This window comes from Massilia glaciei (assembly GCF_003011895.2).
Taxonomy (GTDB): domain Bacteria; phylum Pseudomonadota; class Gammaproteobacteria; order Burkholderiales; family Burkholderiaceae_D; genus Telluria_A; species Telluria_A glaciei.
Genome location: NZ_PXWF02000044.1, coordinates 1 through 15,952, shown reverse-complemented (window position 1 = coordinate 15,952; position 15,952 = coordinate 1). Strand labels below are relative to the sequence as shown.

The following is a 15,952-nucleotide window of genomic DNA, read 5'->3' as shown; positions in this document are numbered from 1 at the left end:
GCGGTCGTACCGTCGGCGCCGGCGTGGTCGCAAAGATCCTGAGCGAAGCCAGCAAGTAATAAGCAGGAAATAGTTTGCCGGGGCGGATTCTTCCGCCCCACCTCTGAAATCGATTAGTTTTCACGCGGCGCGCGCGAAGTGGTAAAATAGTCGATTCCACTGAAGATTTACGTAGGGACGTAGCTCAATTGGCAGAGCGTCGGTCTCCAAAACCGAAGGTTGGGGGTTCGATGCCCTCCGTCCCTGCCACCGTTCTGGTGCAGGGCACCGAAAGTAAAAAAAGTATGTCTAATCAATCCGTGCAAACCACCAGCACGTCGAGTGACAAGATCAAGGTCGCGCTAGCAATATTTGCCGCGTTCGCAGGTGTAGTCGGGTTTTACTACCTGGCCGGCCAACCAGGCCTCACGCGCACATTGGTGCTCGTAGGTGGGTTGGCTCTTGCCGTTCTGATCCTGTACACATCGACGTCCGGTCGTGAATTCCTCAGTTTCGCCAAAGAGGCGGTGCGTGAAACACGCAAAGTCGTCTGGCCGAGCCGGAAAGAAGCGACCCAGATCACCGGTATCGTGTTCGCCTTCGTCTTCGTCATGGCGCTGTTCCTGTGGCTCACCGACAAGACGATCGCCTATTTCCTCTACGACCTGATTCTGCGGAAATAATTATGAGCGAAAATGTGCAAGACGACGTGCCGGGCATTGTCCCGGCACAAGATGCTGGCGCAGCGCTTAGCGTGCCAGTAAGTAACAAGCGTTGGTACGTTGTGCATGCTTATTCCGGTATGGAAAAAAGCGTCCAGCGCGCCCTGACCGAGCGCATCGAGCGCGCCGGCATGACCGAGCAATTCGGCCAGATCCTGGTGCCGGTCGAGGAAGTCGTTGAAGTCAAAAACGGCCAAAAGTCGGTCACCGAGCGTCGTTTCTTCCCGGGCTACGTGCTGGTTGAAATGGAAATGACGGACGAGACCTGGCACCTGGTCAAGAACACGAGCAAAGTCACCGGTTTTATAGGTGGCAAGTCGAACAAGCCGACGCCGATTCCGGCGCGCGAGATCGACAAGATCATGCAGCAAATGCAAGAGGGCATCGAAAAGCCCCGTCCAAAAGTGCTGTACGAAGTGGGCGAGCAAGTGCGTATCAAGGATGGTCCGTTCACCGACTTCAACGGCAACGTCGAAGAAGTCAACTACGAGAAATCCAAAGTGCGCGTCTCGGTCACCATTTTTGGTCGCGCAACGCCGGTCGAGCTCGAGTTCGGCCAGGTCGAAAAAGTGTAATCGACGCAGTCGATTACATCCCCGCGCAGGCGGGGATCCATTTTTTTTCAGCCGTCATCCACGCGAAAGCGGGGACCCAGGTTTAGAAGCAAGCGCAAAATCAGAGGCGCCACCTCAGCGGTGAAACACTGATAAGAGGAGCCCTGCCATGCTTGTACCGGCGGGGCGCTACTACTCAAATCAAAGATAGGAGCCATCATGGCAAAGAAAATCATTGGTTTTATCAAGCTGCAAGTGCCAGCTGGTAAAGCAAACCCATCCCCACCGATCGGCCCTGCGCTGGGTCAGCGCGGCCTGAACATCATGGAATTCTGCAAGGCGTTCAACGCCCAGACCCAAGGTCAAGAGCCAGGCATGCCAATCCCAGTCGTGATCACGGCGTTCGCGGACAAGTCCTTCACTTTCGTGATGAAGACGCCTCCTGCGACTTACCTGATCAAAAAAGCTGCCGGCATCACCAAAGGTTCGCCAAAGCCACATACCGACAAAGTCGGTTCGCTGACGCGCGCGCAAGCGGAAGAAATCGCTAAATTGAAACAGCCAGATCTGACAGCTGCCGACATGGATGCCGCAGTGCGCATCATCGCCGGTTCCGCTCGTTCGATGGGCATCACGGTGGAGGGTCTGTAATGGCTAAGCTGTCCAAACGCGTTAAAGCAATCAAGGCCAAGGTAGACCGTAACAAGTCGTACGCCTTTGATAGCGCTGTAGTCCTGATCAAAGAATTCGCAACCGCCAAGTTCAACGAGTCGATCGACGTCTCGGTCCAACTCGGTGTGGATCCCAAGAAGTCGGACCAGGTCGTCCGCGGTTCCGTCGTGCTGCCAGCTGGCACCGGCAAGACCGTTCGCGTCGCTGTGTTCGCTTCGGGCGACAAGGCCGAGCAAGCCAAAGCTGCCGGCGCCGACATCGTTGGTATGGAAGACCTGGCTGAGATGGTCAAAGCCGGCAACATGCCTTTCGACATCGTCATCGCTTCGCCAGACACCATGCGTATCGTCGGTACCCTGGGCCAGATCCTGGGACCACGCGGCCTGATGCCTAACCCGAAAGTCGGCACCGTCACCGCCGACGTCGCCACCGCGGTCAAAAACGCGAAAGCCGGTCAAGTTCAGTACCGTACCGACAAGGCCGGCATCATCCACGCAACGATCGGCCGCAAGTCGTTCGCCGACGCAGACCTGAAGTCGAACCTGCTCGCGCTGATCGACGCGCTGAACAAGGCCAAGCCGGCATCGTCGAAGGGTGTTTACCTGCGCAAGGTATCGCTGTCGTCGACCATGGGTGCCGGCGTTCGCGTCGACCACGCCAACCTGGCAGCGTAATAAAGAATCAAGCCCTCGCGCGGCGACGCGCGAGGCAAATCTTTGGGCTGGCCGGGGTTTTCCCGGCCAGACAATCAAAGACCGTTGGGCCGAATGCAGCAGGCAGGCAGGAGGTTAAAAGAGTTGACCCAACGCAGATGGTGTACCCGAGCAAGTTTTGTTAGTCCATGCTGCGTGAATTCATCCGCTCAGTTGTACTTCTAAACTTCGGACGCCGTTGTTCGAACCGATGCGAGGCATTTGCCGAGCATCATTTTAGGAGGTTGACCGTGGGTCTCAATCTGAATGACAAAAAGGCCGTAGTCGCCGAAGTTTCCGCAAAAGTAGCATCTGCGCAAACGATCGTCGTGGCCGAATATCGTGGCATCCAGGTTGGTCACTTGACGCAACTTCGTGCCAAAGCGCGTGCTCAAGGCGTGTACCTGCGTGTGTTGAAAAATACACTCGCTCGTCGCTCCGTCGAAGGCACGCCGTTTGCAAGCCTGGCTGACGCCATGACCGGTCCGCTGATCTACTCGATCTCGGAAGATGCAGTTGCAGCAGCGCGAGTCATCAACGACTTCGCTAAAACCAACGACAAACTGGTCATCAAAGCAGGTAACTACGCAGGCAAGTCGCTTGATAAAGCGGCCGTCGCAGCGTTGGCAAGCATTCCTAGCCGTGAAGTCCTCATCTCCCAGATCCTGGGACTGATGCTGACGCCGGTGTCGAGCTTTGCACGTGGTCTGGCTGCTCTGGCAGCCAAAAAAGGCGAGGGCGCCGCTCCTGTTGCAGAAGAAGTTGCAGCAGCAGAAGAAGCCCCAGCAGCTTAATTGCCGCCGCTTTAGTCAAAACCAATCTTGTTAGCACACTTGTAGGGCGGAACTCTTCGGAGCGCGGTCCTCGACAAATATAAATGGAGTTTCAAATGGCAATTAGCAAAGACGACATCCTGGCAGCAGTTGGCGAAATGTCCGTAATGGACCTGAACGACCTGGTCAAGGCATTCGAAGAGAAGTTTGGCGTTTCGGCAGCTGCAGTTGCAGTCGGCGGCGGTAGCGCTGGTCCTGCTGCTGTTGTTGAAGAGCAAACCGAATTCAACCTGGTTCTGGCTGATTTCGGCGCAAACAAAGTCAGCGTCATTAAGGCAGTTCGCGAAATCACCGGTCTGGGCTTGAAAGAAGCTAAAGATCTGGTCGACGGCGCGCCTAAGACTGTCAAAGAAGCGATTTCGAAAGCAGACGCAGAAGCCGGCAAGAAAAAGCTGGAAGATGCAGGCGCGAAAGCCGAAATCAAGTAATAGCATCATTGGGCGGCATCACTGCGCCGGAGTCAAAGCTTGCGGTTCCGTTTCGAAAGAAAGGGAATGCGGCTTTGGCTCTTTTGTCGTCCCTGAAGTATTCGTAGCAGCAGTATGTAACTGGTTTACCCTGTTTTGTTCTTCTTTTCACCTGACCGGAAGTTCGAGACTTGAGGCCTTTCTAGTGGACGCCGACACTGGAAATTCCTGAATTCTCATCCTTTTAGTCACTCACGGAGTGTCCATGCACTACTCATTTACTGAGAAGAAACGCATTCGCAAGTCATTCGCGAAGCGCGCCAACGTTCACAACGTTCCTTTTCTGCTGGCTACCCAGCTTGAATCTTACGAGAACTTCTTGCAAGCGGATACCATTCCGTCTACCCGCAAGAATGACGGCCTGCAGTCGGCCTTTACCTCGATCTTTCCTATCGTGTCGCACAATGGTTTTGCGCGCCTCGAGTTCCTGTCGTATGTCCTGGGCGACCCCGCCTTCGACGTCAAGGAATGCCAACAGCGTGGCCTGACGTTCGCGTCACCGCTGCGCGCCAAGGTGCGCCTGGTGATCCTGGACAAGGAATCGCCGACAAAGCCTGTGGTCAAGGAAATGAAAGAGCAAGAAGTCTACATGGGCGAATTGCCGCTCATGACGACCACCGGTTCCTTCGTCATCAACGGTACCGAGCGTGTGATCGTCTCGCAGCTGCACCGTTCGCCTGGCGTGTTCTTTGAACACGACCGCGGCAAGACCCACTCGTCTGGCAAGCTGCTGTTTTCCGCGCGTATCATTCCTTATCGCGGTTCATGGCTGGACTTCGAGTTTGACCCGAAAGACATCCTGTTCTTCCGTGTCGACCGCCGCCGCAAGATGCCGGTCACGATCCTGCTCAAAGCCATCGGCATGTCGCACGAGCAGATCCTCGCGAACTTCTTCGTGTTCGACAATTTCAAGCTGCGCTCCGAAGGCGCGGAAATGGAATTCGTCGCCGAGCGCCTGCGTGGCGAAGTCGCGCGTTTCGACATCGTCGACAAAGCCGGCAAGACGATCGTCCTCAAGGACAAGCGGATCAACGCCAAGCACGTGCGCGACATCGAGGCGGCCGGCATCAAGCACATCTCCGTGCCTGAGGACTACCTGCTCGGCCGCGTGCTGGCCAAGAACATCGTCGACGCGGAAACCGGCGAAGTCGTCGCCACCGCCAACGAGGAGTTGACCGAAGACCTGATGGGCCGTCTGCGCGAAGCCGACATCAGCGACATCCAGACGCTCTACACGAACGACCTCGACCAGGGAGGCTACATCTCGCAAACCCTGCGCATCGACGACACCGCCGACCAGATGGCCGCGAAAGTGGCGATCTATCGCATGATGCGTCCCGGCGAGCCGCCGACCGAGGATTCGGTCGAGGCCTTGTTCAACGGCCTGTTCTACAGCCCTGAGCGCTACGACCTATCGGCTGTCGGTCGTATGAAATTTAACCGTCGTATCGGTCGCGACGAGCTGACCGGCATGATGACACTGTCGAACGAAGACGTTCTGGCCGTGATCAAAATCTTGGTGGAACTGCGCAATGGCCGCGGCGAAGTCGACGATATCGATCACCTCGGTAACCGTCGCGTTCGTTGCGTGGGCGAGCTGGCCGAAAACCAGTTCCGCGCCGGCCTGGTGCGCGTCGAGCGCGCCGTCAAGGAACGCCTCGGCCAAGCCGAAGCCGACAACCTGATGCCGCACGACCTGATCAACTCCAAGCCGATTTCGGCCGCAATCCGCGAGTTCTTCGGTTCGTCCCAGCTGTCGCAGTTTATGGACCAGACCAACCCGCTGTCGGAAATCACCCACAAGCGCCGCGTGTCCGCGCTCGGACCTGGTGGTCTGACCCGCGAACGCGCCGGCTTCGAGGTGCGCGACGTGCATCCGACCCACTACGGCCGCGTGTGCCCGATCGAAACGCCAGAGGGACCGAACATTGGTCTGATCAACTCGCTGGCATTGTTTGCGCGCCTGAACGAATACGGTTTCCTCGAGACCCCGTACCGCAAGGTCGAAAACAGCATGGTCACCGACAAGATCGACTACCTGTCGGCGATCGAAGAGGGCCGTTACATCATCGCCCAGGCGAACGCGACCATCTCGACCGAAGGCACGCTGTCCGATGAACTCGTATCCGCGCGTGAAGCCGGCGAGACGATCCTGGTATCCCCGGAGCGCATCCAGTACATGGACGTCGCCCCAGGCCAGATCGTGTCCGTCGCGGCCTCGCTGATCCCGTTCCTCGAGCACGATGACGCGAACCGCGCGTTGATGGGTGCAAACATGCAGCGCCAGGCGGTCCCTTGCCTGCGCCCTGAAAAAGCATTCGTCGGCACCGGCATCGAGCGCACCGTCGCGGTCGACTCGGGCACCACCGTGCAAGCTTTGCGTGGCGGTATCGTCGACTACATCGATGCGGGCCGTGTTGTGATTCGCGTCAACGACGACGAAGCGCATGCGGGCGAAGTCGGCGTCGACATCTACAACCTGATCAAGTACACCCGTTCGAACCAGAACACCAACATCAACCAGCGTCCTATCGTCAAGGTCGGCGACCGTGTCGCCAAGGCCGACGTGATCGCCGACGGCGCATCGACCGATCTGGGTGAATTGGCTCTGGGCCAGAACATGCTCGTGGCGTTTATGCCATGGAATGGTCTGAACTTCGAGGATTCGATCCTGATCTCGGAAAACGTTGTCAAAGACGACCGCTACACCTCGATTCACATCGAAGAGCTGTCCGTCGTTGCGCGTGACACCAAGCTGGGCGCCGAAGAAATCACCCGTGACATCTCGAACCTGGCCGAAAACCAGCTCGCCCGTCTCGATGAGTCCGGCATTGTCTACATCGGTGCCGAAGTGCAAGCAGGCGACACCCTGGTCGGTAAAGTCACGCCAAAAGGCGAGACCCAGCTGACCCCGGAAGAAAAGCTGCTGCGCGCCATCTTCGGCGAGAAGGCTTCGGACGTCAAAGACACCTCGCTGCGCGTGCCTTCGGGCATGGTCGGCACCGTGATCGACGTGCAAGTGTTCACCCGCGAAGGCATCGTCCGCGACAAGCGCGCCCAGCAGATCATCGATGATGAGCTCAAGCGCTTCCGCCTCGACCTGAACGACCAGATGCGTATCGTCGAGGGCGACGCCTTCCAGCGTCTCGAGAAGATGCTGATCGGTAAAGTCGTCAACGGCGGCCCTAAAAAGCTGGCCAAAGGCGCCAAGATCGACAAGGCCTACCTTGACGACCTCGACAAGTACCACTGGTTCGACATCCGTCCAGCCGACGACGACGCCGCGACCGCCCTCGAGGCGATCAAGGAATCGATCGCCGAGAAGCGCCACCAGTTCGACCTCGCCTTCGAAGAGAAGCGCAAGAAGTTGACCCAGGGCGACGAACTGCAGCCTGGCGTGCAAAAGATGGTCAAGGTCTACCTGGCCGTCAAGCGCCGCCTGCAGTCCGGCGACAAGATGGCGGGTCGCCACGGTAACAAGGGTGTGGTTTCCCGTATCGTGCCGGTCGAAGACATGCCATACATGGCGGACGGCACCCCGGCCGACATCGTGCTGAACCCGCTGGGCGTTCCGTCGCGGATGAACGTTGGTCAGATTCTAGAGACCCACTTGGGTTGGGCAGCCAAGGGCCTCGGCCTGCGCATCGGCGAAATGCTGAAGGCGCAAGCGAAGGTCGTGGAAATGCGCAAGTTCCTGAACCTGATTTACAACGAGACCGGCAAATCGGAAGACCTGGACAATTTCAGCGACGACGAAATCATGACGCTGGCATCGAACCTGAAGAACGGCGTGCCGTTCGCGACGCCGGTGTTCGACGGTGCGCACGAGTCCGAGATCCACCGCATGCTCGACCTGGCCTACCCGGACGACATCGCCAAGAAGCTCGGCATGACGCCTTCGAAGAACCAGGTCACGATGTACGACGGCCGCACGGGCGAATCGTTCGAGCGCAAGGTTACCGTTGGCTACATGCACGTCCTGAAACTGCATCACCTGGTTGACGACAAGATGCACGCGCGTTCGACCGGTCCTTACTCGCTCGTTACGCAGCAGCCACTGGGCGGTAAAGCCCAGTTCGGCGGCCAGCGCTTCGGTGAGATGGAGGTGTGGGCACTGGAAGCATACGGCGCGTCTTACGTGCTGCAAGAAATGCTGACCGTTAAGTCGGACGATGTGAACGGCCGTACCAAAGTCTACGAGAACCTGGTCAAAGGCGACCATGTGATCGAAGCCGGTATGCCGGAATCGTTCAACGTGCTGGTCAAGGAAATTCGTTCGCTCGGTATTGATATCGATCTCGAACGTAACTAAGCAAAGCAAGGTGGGTCAGCGAGCTGACCCGCGCGAACGCAGCCACCCGGTTGGCCGCGTCGCCCGCGTGGGCAAGGAATGGACCTTGCCCACTTTTGCATTACTTGGTTGGGGCGCAAGCCTCGGATTCACGCAATTTAATCACCTGGAGTGATACATGAAAGCACTGCTCGATCTATTCAAGCAAGTTCAGCAAAACGAAACCTTTGACGCGATCAAAATCGGTCTGGCTTCGCCTGAAAAAATCCGTTCGTGGTCCTACGGCGAAGTAAAAAAGCCGGAAACCATCAACTATCGTACCTTCAAGCCTGAGCGCGACGGCCTGTTCTGCGCCAAGATTTTTGGTCCCATCAAGGACTACGAGTGCCTGTGCGGCAAGTACAAGCGCCTCAAGCACCGCGGCGTCATCTGCGAAAAGTGCGGCGTCGAAGTCACGCTGGCCAAAGTGCGCCGCGAGCGCATGGGCCACATCGAACTGGCGTCGCCAACCGCGCACATCTGGTTCCTGAAGTCCTTGCCGTCGCGTCTGGGCATGGTCCTCGACATGACCCTGCGGGACATCGAACGCGTCCTGTACTTCGAAGCATACGTCGTGACCGATCCAGGCATGACCCCGCTCAAGAAGTGCCAGATCATGTCGGAAGACGACTATGCCGCCAAGTACGAAGAGTACGGCGACGACTTCACCGCCTTCATGGGCGCCGAAGGCATCCGTGAACTGCTGCGCTCGATCGACATCCACCGCGATGCCGAAGCCCTGCGCGTGGAACTGAAGGAATCGAAGTCCGAAGCCAAGATCAAGAAATACGCCAAGCGTCTCAAAGTGCTCGAGGCATTCCAGCGTTCGGGCATCAAGCCCGACTGGATGATCATGGAAGTGCTGCCGGTGCTGCCGCCGGAACTGCGTCCGCTGGTGCCGCTCGACGGCGGCCGCTTCGCGACCTCCGACCTGAACGACCTGTATCGCCGCGTCATCAACCGTAATAACCGCCTCAAGCGCCTGATGGAATTGCGCGCGCCGGAAATCATTACGCGTAACGAAAAGCGGATGCTGCAAGAAGCGGTCGACTCGCTGCTCGACAACGGCCGTCGCGGCAAAGCCATGACCGGCGCCAACAAGCGTCCGCTCAAGTCGCTCGCCGAAATGATCAAAGGTAAAGGCGGTCGTTTCCGTCAGAACTTGCTGGGCAAGCGCGTCGACTACTCGGGCCGTTCGGTCATCGTGGTCGGTCCACAGCTCAAACTGCACCAGTGCGGCCTGCCGAAACTGATGGCCCTGGAATTGTTCAAGCCATTCATTTTCAACAAGCTTGAACTGATGGGTCTGGCAACGACGATCAAGGCCGCCAAGAAATTGGTCGAGATCCAAGAGCCGGTCGTGTGGGACATCCTCGAAGACGTGATCCGCGAACATCCGGTCATGCTCAACCGCGCACCTACGCTGCACCGCCTTGGTATCCAGGCGTTCGAGCCGGTCCTGATTGAAGGCAAGGCCATCCAGCTGCATCCACTCGTCTGCGCCGCGTTCAACGCCGACTTCGACGGTGACCAGATGGCTGTCCACGTCCCGCTGTCGATCGAAGCACAGATGGAAGCGCGCACGCTGATGCTCGCGTCCAACAACATCCTGTTCCCGTCGAACGGCGAGCCGTCGATCGTGCCTTCCCAGGATATCGTGTTGGGTCTGTACTACGCGACCCGCGAGGCGATCAACGCCAAGAACGAAGGTATGTTGTTCACCGACGTCTCGGAAGTGATCCGCGCCTACGACAACAAGGAAGTCGAACTGACGACCCGCATCACCGTGCGTATCGTCGAGAATCCAAAGGACGCCGAGACCGGCGAGTTCGTGCGCACCGTCACGCGCTACGAAACCACGGTCGGCCGTGCGATCCTGTCCGAAATCCTGCCTAAAGGCCTGCCGTTCTCCGTACTGAACCGCGCCCTGAAGAAAAAAGAGATTTCGAAGCTGATCAACACCTCGTTCCGCAAGTGCGGCCTGCGCGCGACCGTCGTGTTCGCCGACAAGCTGATGCAATCGGGTTTCCGTCTCGCCACGCGCGCCGGCATCTCGATCTGTGTGGACGACATGCTGGTACCACCACAAAAAGTGACCCTGATTTCCGCCGCGGAGCAGGAAGTCAAACAGATCGAGCAGCAGTACTCGTCCGGTCTGGTCACCTCCGGCGAGCGTTACAACAAGGTCGTCGACATCTGGGGCAAGACCTCGGACGAAGTCGGCAAGGCCATGATGGACCAGCTCAAGGTCGAAAACGTGACGCGCCGCGACGGCACCCAGTCGACGCAGGAATCGTTCAACGCCATTTACATGATGGCCGACTCCGGCGCGCGCGGTTCCGCGGCCCAGATTCGCCAGCTTGCGGGTATGCGTGGACTGATGGCCAAACCGGACGGTTCGATCATCGAAACGCCGATCACCGCGAACTTCCGCGAAGGCCTGAACGTGTTGCAGTACTTCATCTCGACCCACGGCGCGCGTAAAGGTCTGGCCGACACCGCGCTCAAGACCGCGAACTCGGGTTACCTGACACGCCGCCTGGTCGACGTGACCCAGGATCTGGTTGTGATCGAGGACGACTGCGGCACCAGCAACGGCACCCTCATGAAGGCGCTGGTTGAAGGTGGTGAAGTCATCGAAGCGCTGCGCGACCGTATCCTGGGCCGCGTCAACGTCAACGACATCGTCAATCCTGAAAGCCAGGAAACGCTGTACGAGGCAGGCACCCTGCTCGACGAAGACATGGTCGAAGAAATCGAGCGCCTGTCGATCGACGAAGTCAAGGTCCGCACGCCGCTCACCTGCGACACACGCTTCGGCCTGTGCGCGATGTGCTACGGCCGCGACCTCGGCCGCGGTTCGATGGTCAACTCCGGCGAAGCCGTCGGTGTGGTCGCGGCGCAGTCGATTGGTGAGCCTGGTACCCAGCTGACCATGCGTACCTTCCACATTGGTGGTGCGGCGTCGCGTGCGGCGGTTGCATCGTCGGTCGAGGCGAAGTCGAACGGTACCATCCGTTTCACCGCGACCATGCGTTACGTCACCAACGGCAAGGGTTCGCAGATCGTCATCTCCCGTTCGGGCGAAGTCCTGATCACCGACGACCACGGCCGTGAGCGAGAGCGTCATAAAGTGCCGTACGGCGCGACCCTGATCGTCAAGGATGGCATGGTCATCAAGGCCGGCACGGCCCTGGCAACCTGGGATCCGCTGACCCGTCCGATCATCACCGAGTACGCCGGTATCGTGCGCTTCGAGAACGTGGAAGAGGGCGTCACCGTCGCTCGCCAGGTCGACGATGTGACCGGTCTGTCGACGCTGGTGGCGATCGATGCCAAGCGCCGCGGTTCGCTGACCAAGACCTTGCGTCCGCAAGTCAAGCTGCTCAACGAAGCGAACGAAGAAGTCAAGATCGCCGGCACCGAACACTCGGTGGCGATCGGCTTCCAGGTCGGCGCGCTGATCATGGTCAAAGATGGCCAGGCGGTATCGGTCGGCGAAGTGCTGGCACGTATCCCGACCGAATCGCAAAAGACACGCGACATCACCGGTGGTCTGCCGCGTGTTGCCGAGCTGTTCGAAGCGCGTTCGCCGAAAGACGCCGGCATGCTGGCCGAAGTCACGGGTACGGTTGCGTTTGGTAAAGAAACCAAGGGCAAGCAGCGTCTCGAGATCACCGACATGGATGGCAACAAGCACGAGTTCCTGATCACCAAGGACAAGCAAGTGCTGGTCCATGACGGCCAGGTCGTGAACAAGGGCGAGATGATTGTCGACGGCCCAGCCGATCCGCAAGACATCCTGCGCCTGCTCGGTATCGAAGCGCTGGCACGTTACATCGTCGACGAAGTGCAGGACGTGTACCGTCTGCAGGGCGTGAAGATCAACGACAAGCACATCGAAGTGATCGTGCGCCAGATGCTGCGCCGCGTGCAGATCGTGGAAGCGGGCGACGCGAACTACATCGTTGGTGAACAGGTCGAGCGTTCGGAGTTGCTGGACGAAAACGACCGCGTCACCGCCGCCGGCAAGATCCCAGCGACGTACGAAAACGTGCTGCTCGGTATCACCAAGGCATCGCTGTCGACCGACTCGTTCATCTCGGCCGCATCGTTCCAGGAAACCACCCGCGTGCTTACCGAAGCGGCGATCATGGGCAAGCGCGACGGTCTGCGCGGCCTGAAGGAAAACGTCATCGTCGGCCGCCTGATTCCTGGCGGTACCGGTCTGGCCTTCCATCGCGCCCGCAAGGAAAAAGAAGCGTGGGAAGTCGAAGAGCGCAATGCGCTGTTGCAGCAAGAGAAGGCCAACATGGCCAACGAATTGCAGGCAATGGAAGATAACGCGCAGGCAACCGCTGCTTCGCAGCACGGCGACGAAGCGTAATCTAGCTTAGTCCCAAACGAAAACGGCACCGAGGAGAAATCCCGGTGCCGTTTTTTTATGTTTCGCCTGTAGTGGCACGCATTCTTGAAGCATTTTCTATACAGAGATGAATAGCCCGGATGAACGGTCTAGTAGATTCATCTTGAAACTAAAACTTACCTCATGGTTTTTACGGAACTAATTGACATATTAACCATGTCAGGATTAAAGTCGCTGCGACAACAAAAATAAATAGCCGGAATTGGTCAAACTAATGGGAAATCAATGAAAAAGTCTACCCTGGCTGCATTAGCCCTGTGCATCGGGCTTGGCGGCTGTGCTACCGCGTCGAAGGACGTCCCGACGACGTACATGTCGCCAAAACTGTTCGAGACCTACAACTGCGCGCAGTTGTCCAGCGAATTGCAGCGGATTAGTACCCGTGTAGTGCAGCTCGGCGGACGCCTCGACAAGGCTGCCTCCAACGACAAGGCCTTGACCGGCGTGGGCGTGATCCTGTTCTGGCCGGCCCTGTTGCATCTCGGCGGCACCAAAGTGCCGGAGGCGAACTATGCCCGCTTGAAGGGCGAATTCGACGCAGTGCAGCAGTCCCTGAATATCAAGCAATGCCCTGCGGAAGCAATCGTCGCAGCAAAATAATCTCAACCTACTGAACTGAAGGAAAACTCATGAAAAAGCTCTCACTCGCCGCCGTCGTCATCCTCACCGCCGTTCTGAGCGGCTGCGCCGCGCCATCCCGCGTCGAGCAAATGGTGGCCCAAACGGCCCCGGCCGACCGTATCCTGCAAACGCCGATGAGCAACAATGTCGCTGTCAACAGCGTGTCTGGCGGCAAGGATACCAATCCGTTGTGGGTGTCGAACGTCGGCAACAGCGAATTCGAACAGGCGCTGGAAGCATCGCTGAAAGAAGCTGGCATGCTGTCCGCCAGCAAGAAAGACGGCAAGTACGTCTTGGTGGCGACGATGGAAAAGCTTGACCAACCGATGATGGGTTTCAACATGACAGTGACCGCCACCGTCAATTACGTGCTGACCGAGCGCGCCACCGGCAAAGAAGTCATGAGCAAGCGGATCGCTGTGCCGTTCACGGCCAAGGTCGGCGACGCATTCGCCGGCGTCGAACGCCTGCGCCTTGCGAACGAAGGCGCCGTGCGCAGCAACATCGGCGAGCTGATCGGCGAGATCCGCAAGGTCGGCGTCAGCGGCGTCGCATTGAACTAATACGCATTGTCAGGCGTGGACGGTACAAAGTCCCGAATGAGAACGGCACCCAGAAGAAATTCGGGTGCCGTTTTTTTATCTGCTGAAGGGTGTCCATTACAGCTGATCCCGGCGTGCCACGTTTAGATGGCAGGAACGCTCATTGATACTTGCTTGCCGGACTTGGTCGTGGCGCCAGCGCTTTTTTCCTTGCTTCAGGGTCGGCGAGCAAGCCGCGTCGTTTGAACCAGATTTCCATCGGAATCGTCACCAGCGGCGGCACGGCGGCGAGCACGGCGATGAGCGTGGCCCACAGCGGCCAGCGCAAGCGCACCGCCGCCATGACCGTGACGACCACATAGCTGATGAATACGATGCCATGCAGTGGCCCGAAAATCGCGACGCCCAGCTCGGTGGTCTTCGTCGTATATTTGAGGAACATGCCGACCAGCAGTCCGGCCCACGTCAGCCCTTCAAGCAAGGCCACAATGGAGAAAAGTTTTCCAACGCCGGTAGGCTGGCTGTGATTCATTCGAGTTCCTTGTAAGTTGCACTGGTCGCGGCGGGCGTGCGCGCCATGCGCCGCTTGCCGGACGGCTGGCATGATAACGCTTTTTTTCCAGTCGCAACGGTCTTCGCTTTTTCGCCCGATGTGCGGAGCATAAGCAATGGCAATCAATCGGCGTCGAGCAGGAGGACCATCCGGTCCTCATCGTGATAGTGGCCGTCGATGCAGACCGACCTGTGATCGACGCCCGTCTTGATGAATCCATACTTTGCGTACAAGGCTCTGGCAGCCTCGTTGTCGCTGCTGACAACCAGCGTGACCTGAACCAGGCCGGGTATGCCGCGCACTTCACGCAACAAGCCCTCGATCAATTTGTCGGCCACCCCTTGCCCGCGCGCCTCGGGCGCGACATACAGCCCCCAGATATTGCCGCGATGGCTAATCTGGCACATGGATTCGCGCTTGAAACCGCTTATCGCGACAAGATGCTCGCCGTTAAACACGCCAAACACCATTTGATAGGGTGTGGCGACCAGGCGCTGCCGCGTCTGCTCGAGGGTTTGCGCGCTTTCTTCCGCATACGAGGCCCATGCCACGCCGGGTGATTCCTCAATGCCCGACAGGCGCAAATTGCGAAACGCATCGACATCGCCGGGTGTTAGTAGTCTGGTGTGCATGATCATTTGGCGCGCCGTTTTGCGAGCTCGGAAACGGTGACGAAGGTGTAGCCCTTCTTCCGGAGCGCGTCAATCACGCCGGGCACGGCGGCCATCGACGCCTGGCGCGATTTATACATCACATGCAGCAGAATGATCGAGCCCGGGCGCACCTTATCGGCCACGTGGCTGATGATGTTGTCCGAGCTCGCACCGATCTCGGACGAGTCCTCCGGCGAGACGTCCCACATCACCGATGTGATGCCGCGTTCGCTCAGGTAGTAAGGCAGCACGACCAGTTTTTTGCCGTATGGCGGGCGGAAGGTCAGGGGACCTGTATAGCCGATGGACCGTATCGCCGCCTCGGTTGTATCAACCTCGCTCTTCACCTTGCCATAAGTGGTCAGGATCAAGCGCGGGTGGGTGAAGCTGTGGTTGCCAAGCTCATGGCCTGCGGCCACAATTTCGCGCGCCTCTTGGGGGTTCTTTGTGACCTCTTGCCCGGTAAGAAAAAAGGTCGCCTTCACATCCTTCTCTTTAAGGACGGCCAGCACCTCCTGGGTAAAGCGCGGCGTCGGCCCGTCATCGAAGGTGAGCGCCACCACTTTTTCGGCCGTATCGACCCGGTTGAACATGTCCCCGAACAACTGAAAAGAGCGCGCCGCACTAAGCTGCCAAATACCCATCAGCACAAGCAACAGCACGCCAAAACCGATCGCAATTTTCCGCACGCAAGTCTCCCGACAATAATGGCCATAAAACAAGCACTGTCGGTTAATTTGTCGTTTATCGCAAGTGCTGAGTAAGGCAAATCCTCACGGCAGCTTGAGCTCGAAGGTGCGCCGCCGCTTGGCCGTGATCTCCGCGAGCCCTTTTCTAAAGCTGGGAAAGCTGTTGAAGAGCGTATCGAAACTACCGTCCTTGAGTGTTACGTCCGCCAATATTTGAGC

The 15,952-nt window shown here is 58.2% G+C and carries 13 protein-coding genes and 1 tRNA gene; 11 read left to right on the top strand and 3 right to left on the bottom strand.

Going from position 1 to position 15,952, the window contains the following annotated elements; translation table 11 throughout:
- The first annotated feature begins 173 nt into the window (after positions 1-173).
- The 11 genes from C7C56_RS03450 (at position 174) to C7C56_RS03400 (ending at position 13,859) form a co-directional block, all read left to right on the top strand.
- A tRNA-Trp gene (locus C7C56_RS03450) sits at positions 174-249 on the top strand.
- A gap of 35 nt (positions 250-284) precedes the next feature.
- Positions 285-662: a preprotein translocase subunit SecE gene (gene secE / locus C7C56_RS03445; RefSeq protein WP_106756101.1), complete on the top strand. Its 378-nt coding sequence runs from the start codon at positions 285-287 to the stop codon at positions 660-662.
- Between the two features lie 2 nt (positions 663-664).
- Complete coding sequence (nusG, locus tag C7C56_RS03440; RefSeq protein WP_106756097.1) at positions 665-1,276, top strand: transcription termination/antitermination protein NusG; 612 nt, start codon at positions 665-667, stop codon at positions 1,274-1,276.
- Positions 1,277-1,474: 198 nt separating this feature from the next.
- Positions 1,475-1,906: a 50S ribosomal protein L11 gene (gene rplK / locus C7C56_RS03435; RefSeq protein WP_106756096.1), complete on the top strand. Its 432-nt coding sequence runs from the start codon at positions 1,475-1,477 to the stop codon at positions 1,904-1,906.
- The gene (gene rplA / locus C7C56_RS03430; RefSeq protein ID WP_106756095.1) at positions 1,906-2,601 is read left to right on the top strand and encodes a 50S ribosomal protein L1; all 696 of its coding nucleotides are present in this window, start codon (positions 1,906-1,908) and stop codon (positions 2,599-2,601) included. The genes rplK and rplA overlap by 1 nt, the downstream gene beginning before the upstream one ends.
- A 269-nt stretch (positions 2,602-2,870) precedes the next feature.
- Complete coding sequence (rplJ, locus tag C7C56_RS03425; protein ID WP_106756100.1) at positions 2,871-3,413, top strand: 50S ribosomal protein L10; 543 nt, start codon at positions 2,871-2,873, stop codon at positions 3,411-3,413.
- A 95-nt stretch (positions 3,414-3,508) separates the two neighbouring features.
- On the top strand, positions 3,509-3,880 hold the full coding sequence (rplL, locus tag C7C56_RS03420; protein ID WP_106756099.1) for a 50S ribosomal protein L7/L12: 372 nt from the start codon (positions 3,509-3,511) through the stop codon (positions 3,878-3,880).
- A 244-nt stretch (positions 3,881-4,124) separates the two neighbouring features.
- Complete coding sequence (gene rpoB / locus C7C56_RS03415; protein WP_106756094.1) at positions 4,125-8,231, top strand: DNA-directed RNA polymerase subunit beta; 4,107 nt, start codon at positions 4,125-4,127, stop codon at positions 8,229-8,231.
- Positions 8,232-8,388: 157 nt separating this feature from the next.
- A complete protein-coding gene (gene rpoC / locus C7C56_RS03410) occupies positions 8,389-12,636 on the top strand; it encodes a DNA-directed RNA polymerase subunit beta' (RefSeq protein ID WP_106756093.1) in 4,248 nt (1,415 codons plus the stop codon).
- 264 nt (positions 12,637-12,900) lie between these two features.
- On the top strand, positions 12,901-13,275 hold the full coding sequence (locus C7C56_RS03405) for a hypothetical protein (protein ID WP_106756092.1): 375 nt from the start codon (positions 12,901-12,903) through the stop codon (positions 13,273-13,275).
- A gap of 29 nt (positions 13,276-13,304) precedes the next feature.
- The gene (locus tag C7C56_RS03400; protein WP_106756091.1) at positions 13,305-13,859 is read left to right on the top strand and encodes a hypothetical protein; all 555 of its coding nucleotides are present in this window, start codon (positions 13,305-13,307) and stop codon (positions 13,857-13,859) included.
- 139 nt (positions 13,860-13,998) lie between these two features.
- Here the strand turns inward: C7C56_RS03400 and C7C56_RS03395 are convergent, their stop codons facing one another.
- From C7C56_RS03395 to C7C56_RS03385, 3 genes are all read right to left on the bottom strand, one after another.
- Positions 13,999-14,370: a DUF3817 domain-containing protein gene (locus C7C56_RS03395; protein WP_106756090.1), complete on the bottom strand. Its 372-nt coding sequence runs from the start codon at positions 14,368-14,370 to the stop codon at positions 13,999-14,001.
- Positions 14,371-14,513: 143 nt separating this feature from the next.
- Positions 14,514-15,029 (bottom strand): GNAT family N-acetyltransferase, encoded by a 516-nt coding sequence (locus C7C56_RS03390; protein ID WP_106756089.1) that lies wholly within the window; start codon positions 15,027-15,029, stop codon positions 14,514-14,516.
- Positions 15,026-15,733 (bottom strand): polysaccharide deacetylase family protein, encoded by a 708-nt coding sequence (locus tag C7C56_RS03385; protein WP_219933098.1) that lies wholly within the window; start codon positions 15,731-15,733, stop codon positions 15,026-15,028. The genes C7C56_RS03390 and C7C56_RS03385 overlap by 4 nt, the downstream gene beginning before the upstream one ends.
- Positions 15,734-15,952: the final 219 nt, after the last annotated feature.

Excerpts from the sequence above, each read along its gene's own strand:
- C7C56_RS03405 (WP_106756092.1), top strand. The coding sequence starts at position 12,901 with ATGAAAAAGTCTACCCTGGCTGCATTAGCCCTGTGCATCGGGCTTGGC.
- rplL (WP_106756099.1), top strand. The coding sequence starts at position 3,509 with ATGGCAATTAGCAAAGACGACATCCTGGCAGCAGTTGGCGAAATGTCC.
- nusG (WP_106756097.1), top strand. The coding sequence starts at position 665 with ATGAGCGAAAATGTGCAAGACGACGTGCCGGGCATTGTCCCGGCACAA.
- rpoC (WP_106756093.1), top strand. The coding sequence starts at position 8,389 with ATGAAAGCACTGCTCGATCTATTCAAGCAAGTTCAGCAAAACGAAACC.
- C7C56_RS03395 (WP_106756090.1), bottom strand. The coding sequence starts at position 14,370 with ATGAATCACAGCCAGCCTACCGGCGTTGGAAAACTTTTCTCCATTGTG.
- rplA (WP_106756095.1), top strand. The coding sequence starts at position 1,906 with ATGGCTAAGCTGTCCAAACGCGTTAAAGCAATCAAGGCCAAGGTAGAC.
- secE (WP_106756101.1), top strand. The coding sequence starts at position 285 with ATGTCTAATCAATCCGTGCAAACCACCAGCACGTCGAGTGACAAGATC.
- C7C56_RS03390 (WP_106756089.1), bottom strand. The coding sequence starts at position 15,029 with ATGATCATGCACACCAGACTACTAACACCCGGCGATGTCGATGCGTTT.
- C7C56_RS03400 (WP_106756091.1), top strand. The coding sequence starts at position 13,305 with ATGAAAAAGCTCTCACTCGCCGCCGTCGTCATCCTCACCGCCGTTCTG.
- rplK (WP_106756096.1), top strand. The coding sequence starts at position 1,475 with ATGGCAAAGAAAATCATTGGTTTTATCAAGCTGCAAGTGCCAGCTGGT.
- rpoB (WP_106756094.1), top strand. The coding sequence starts at position 4,125 with ATGCACTACTCATTTACTGAGAAGAAACGCATTCGCAAGTCATTCGCG.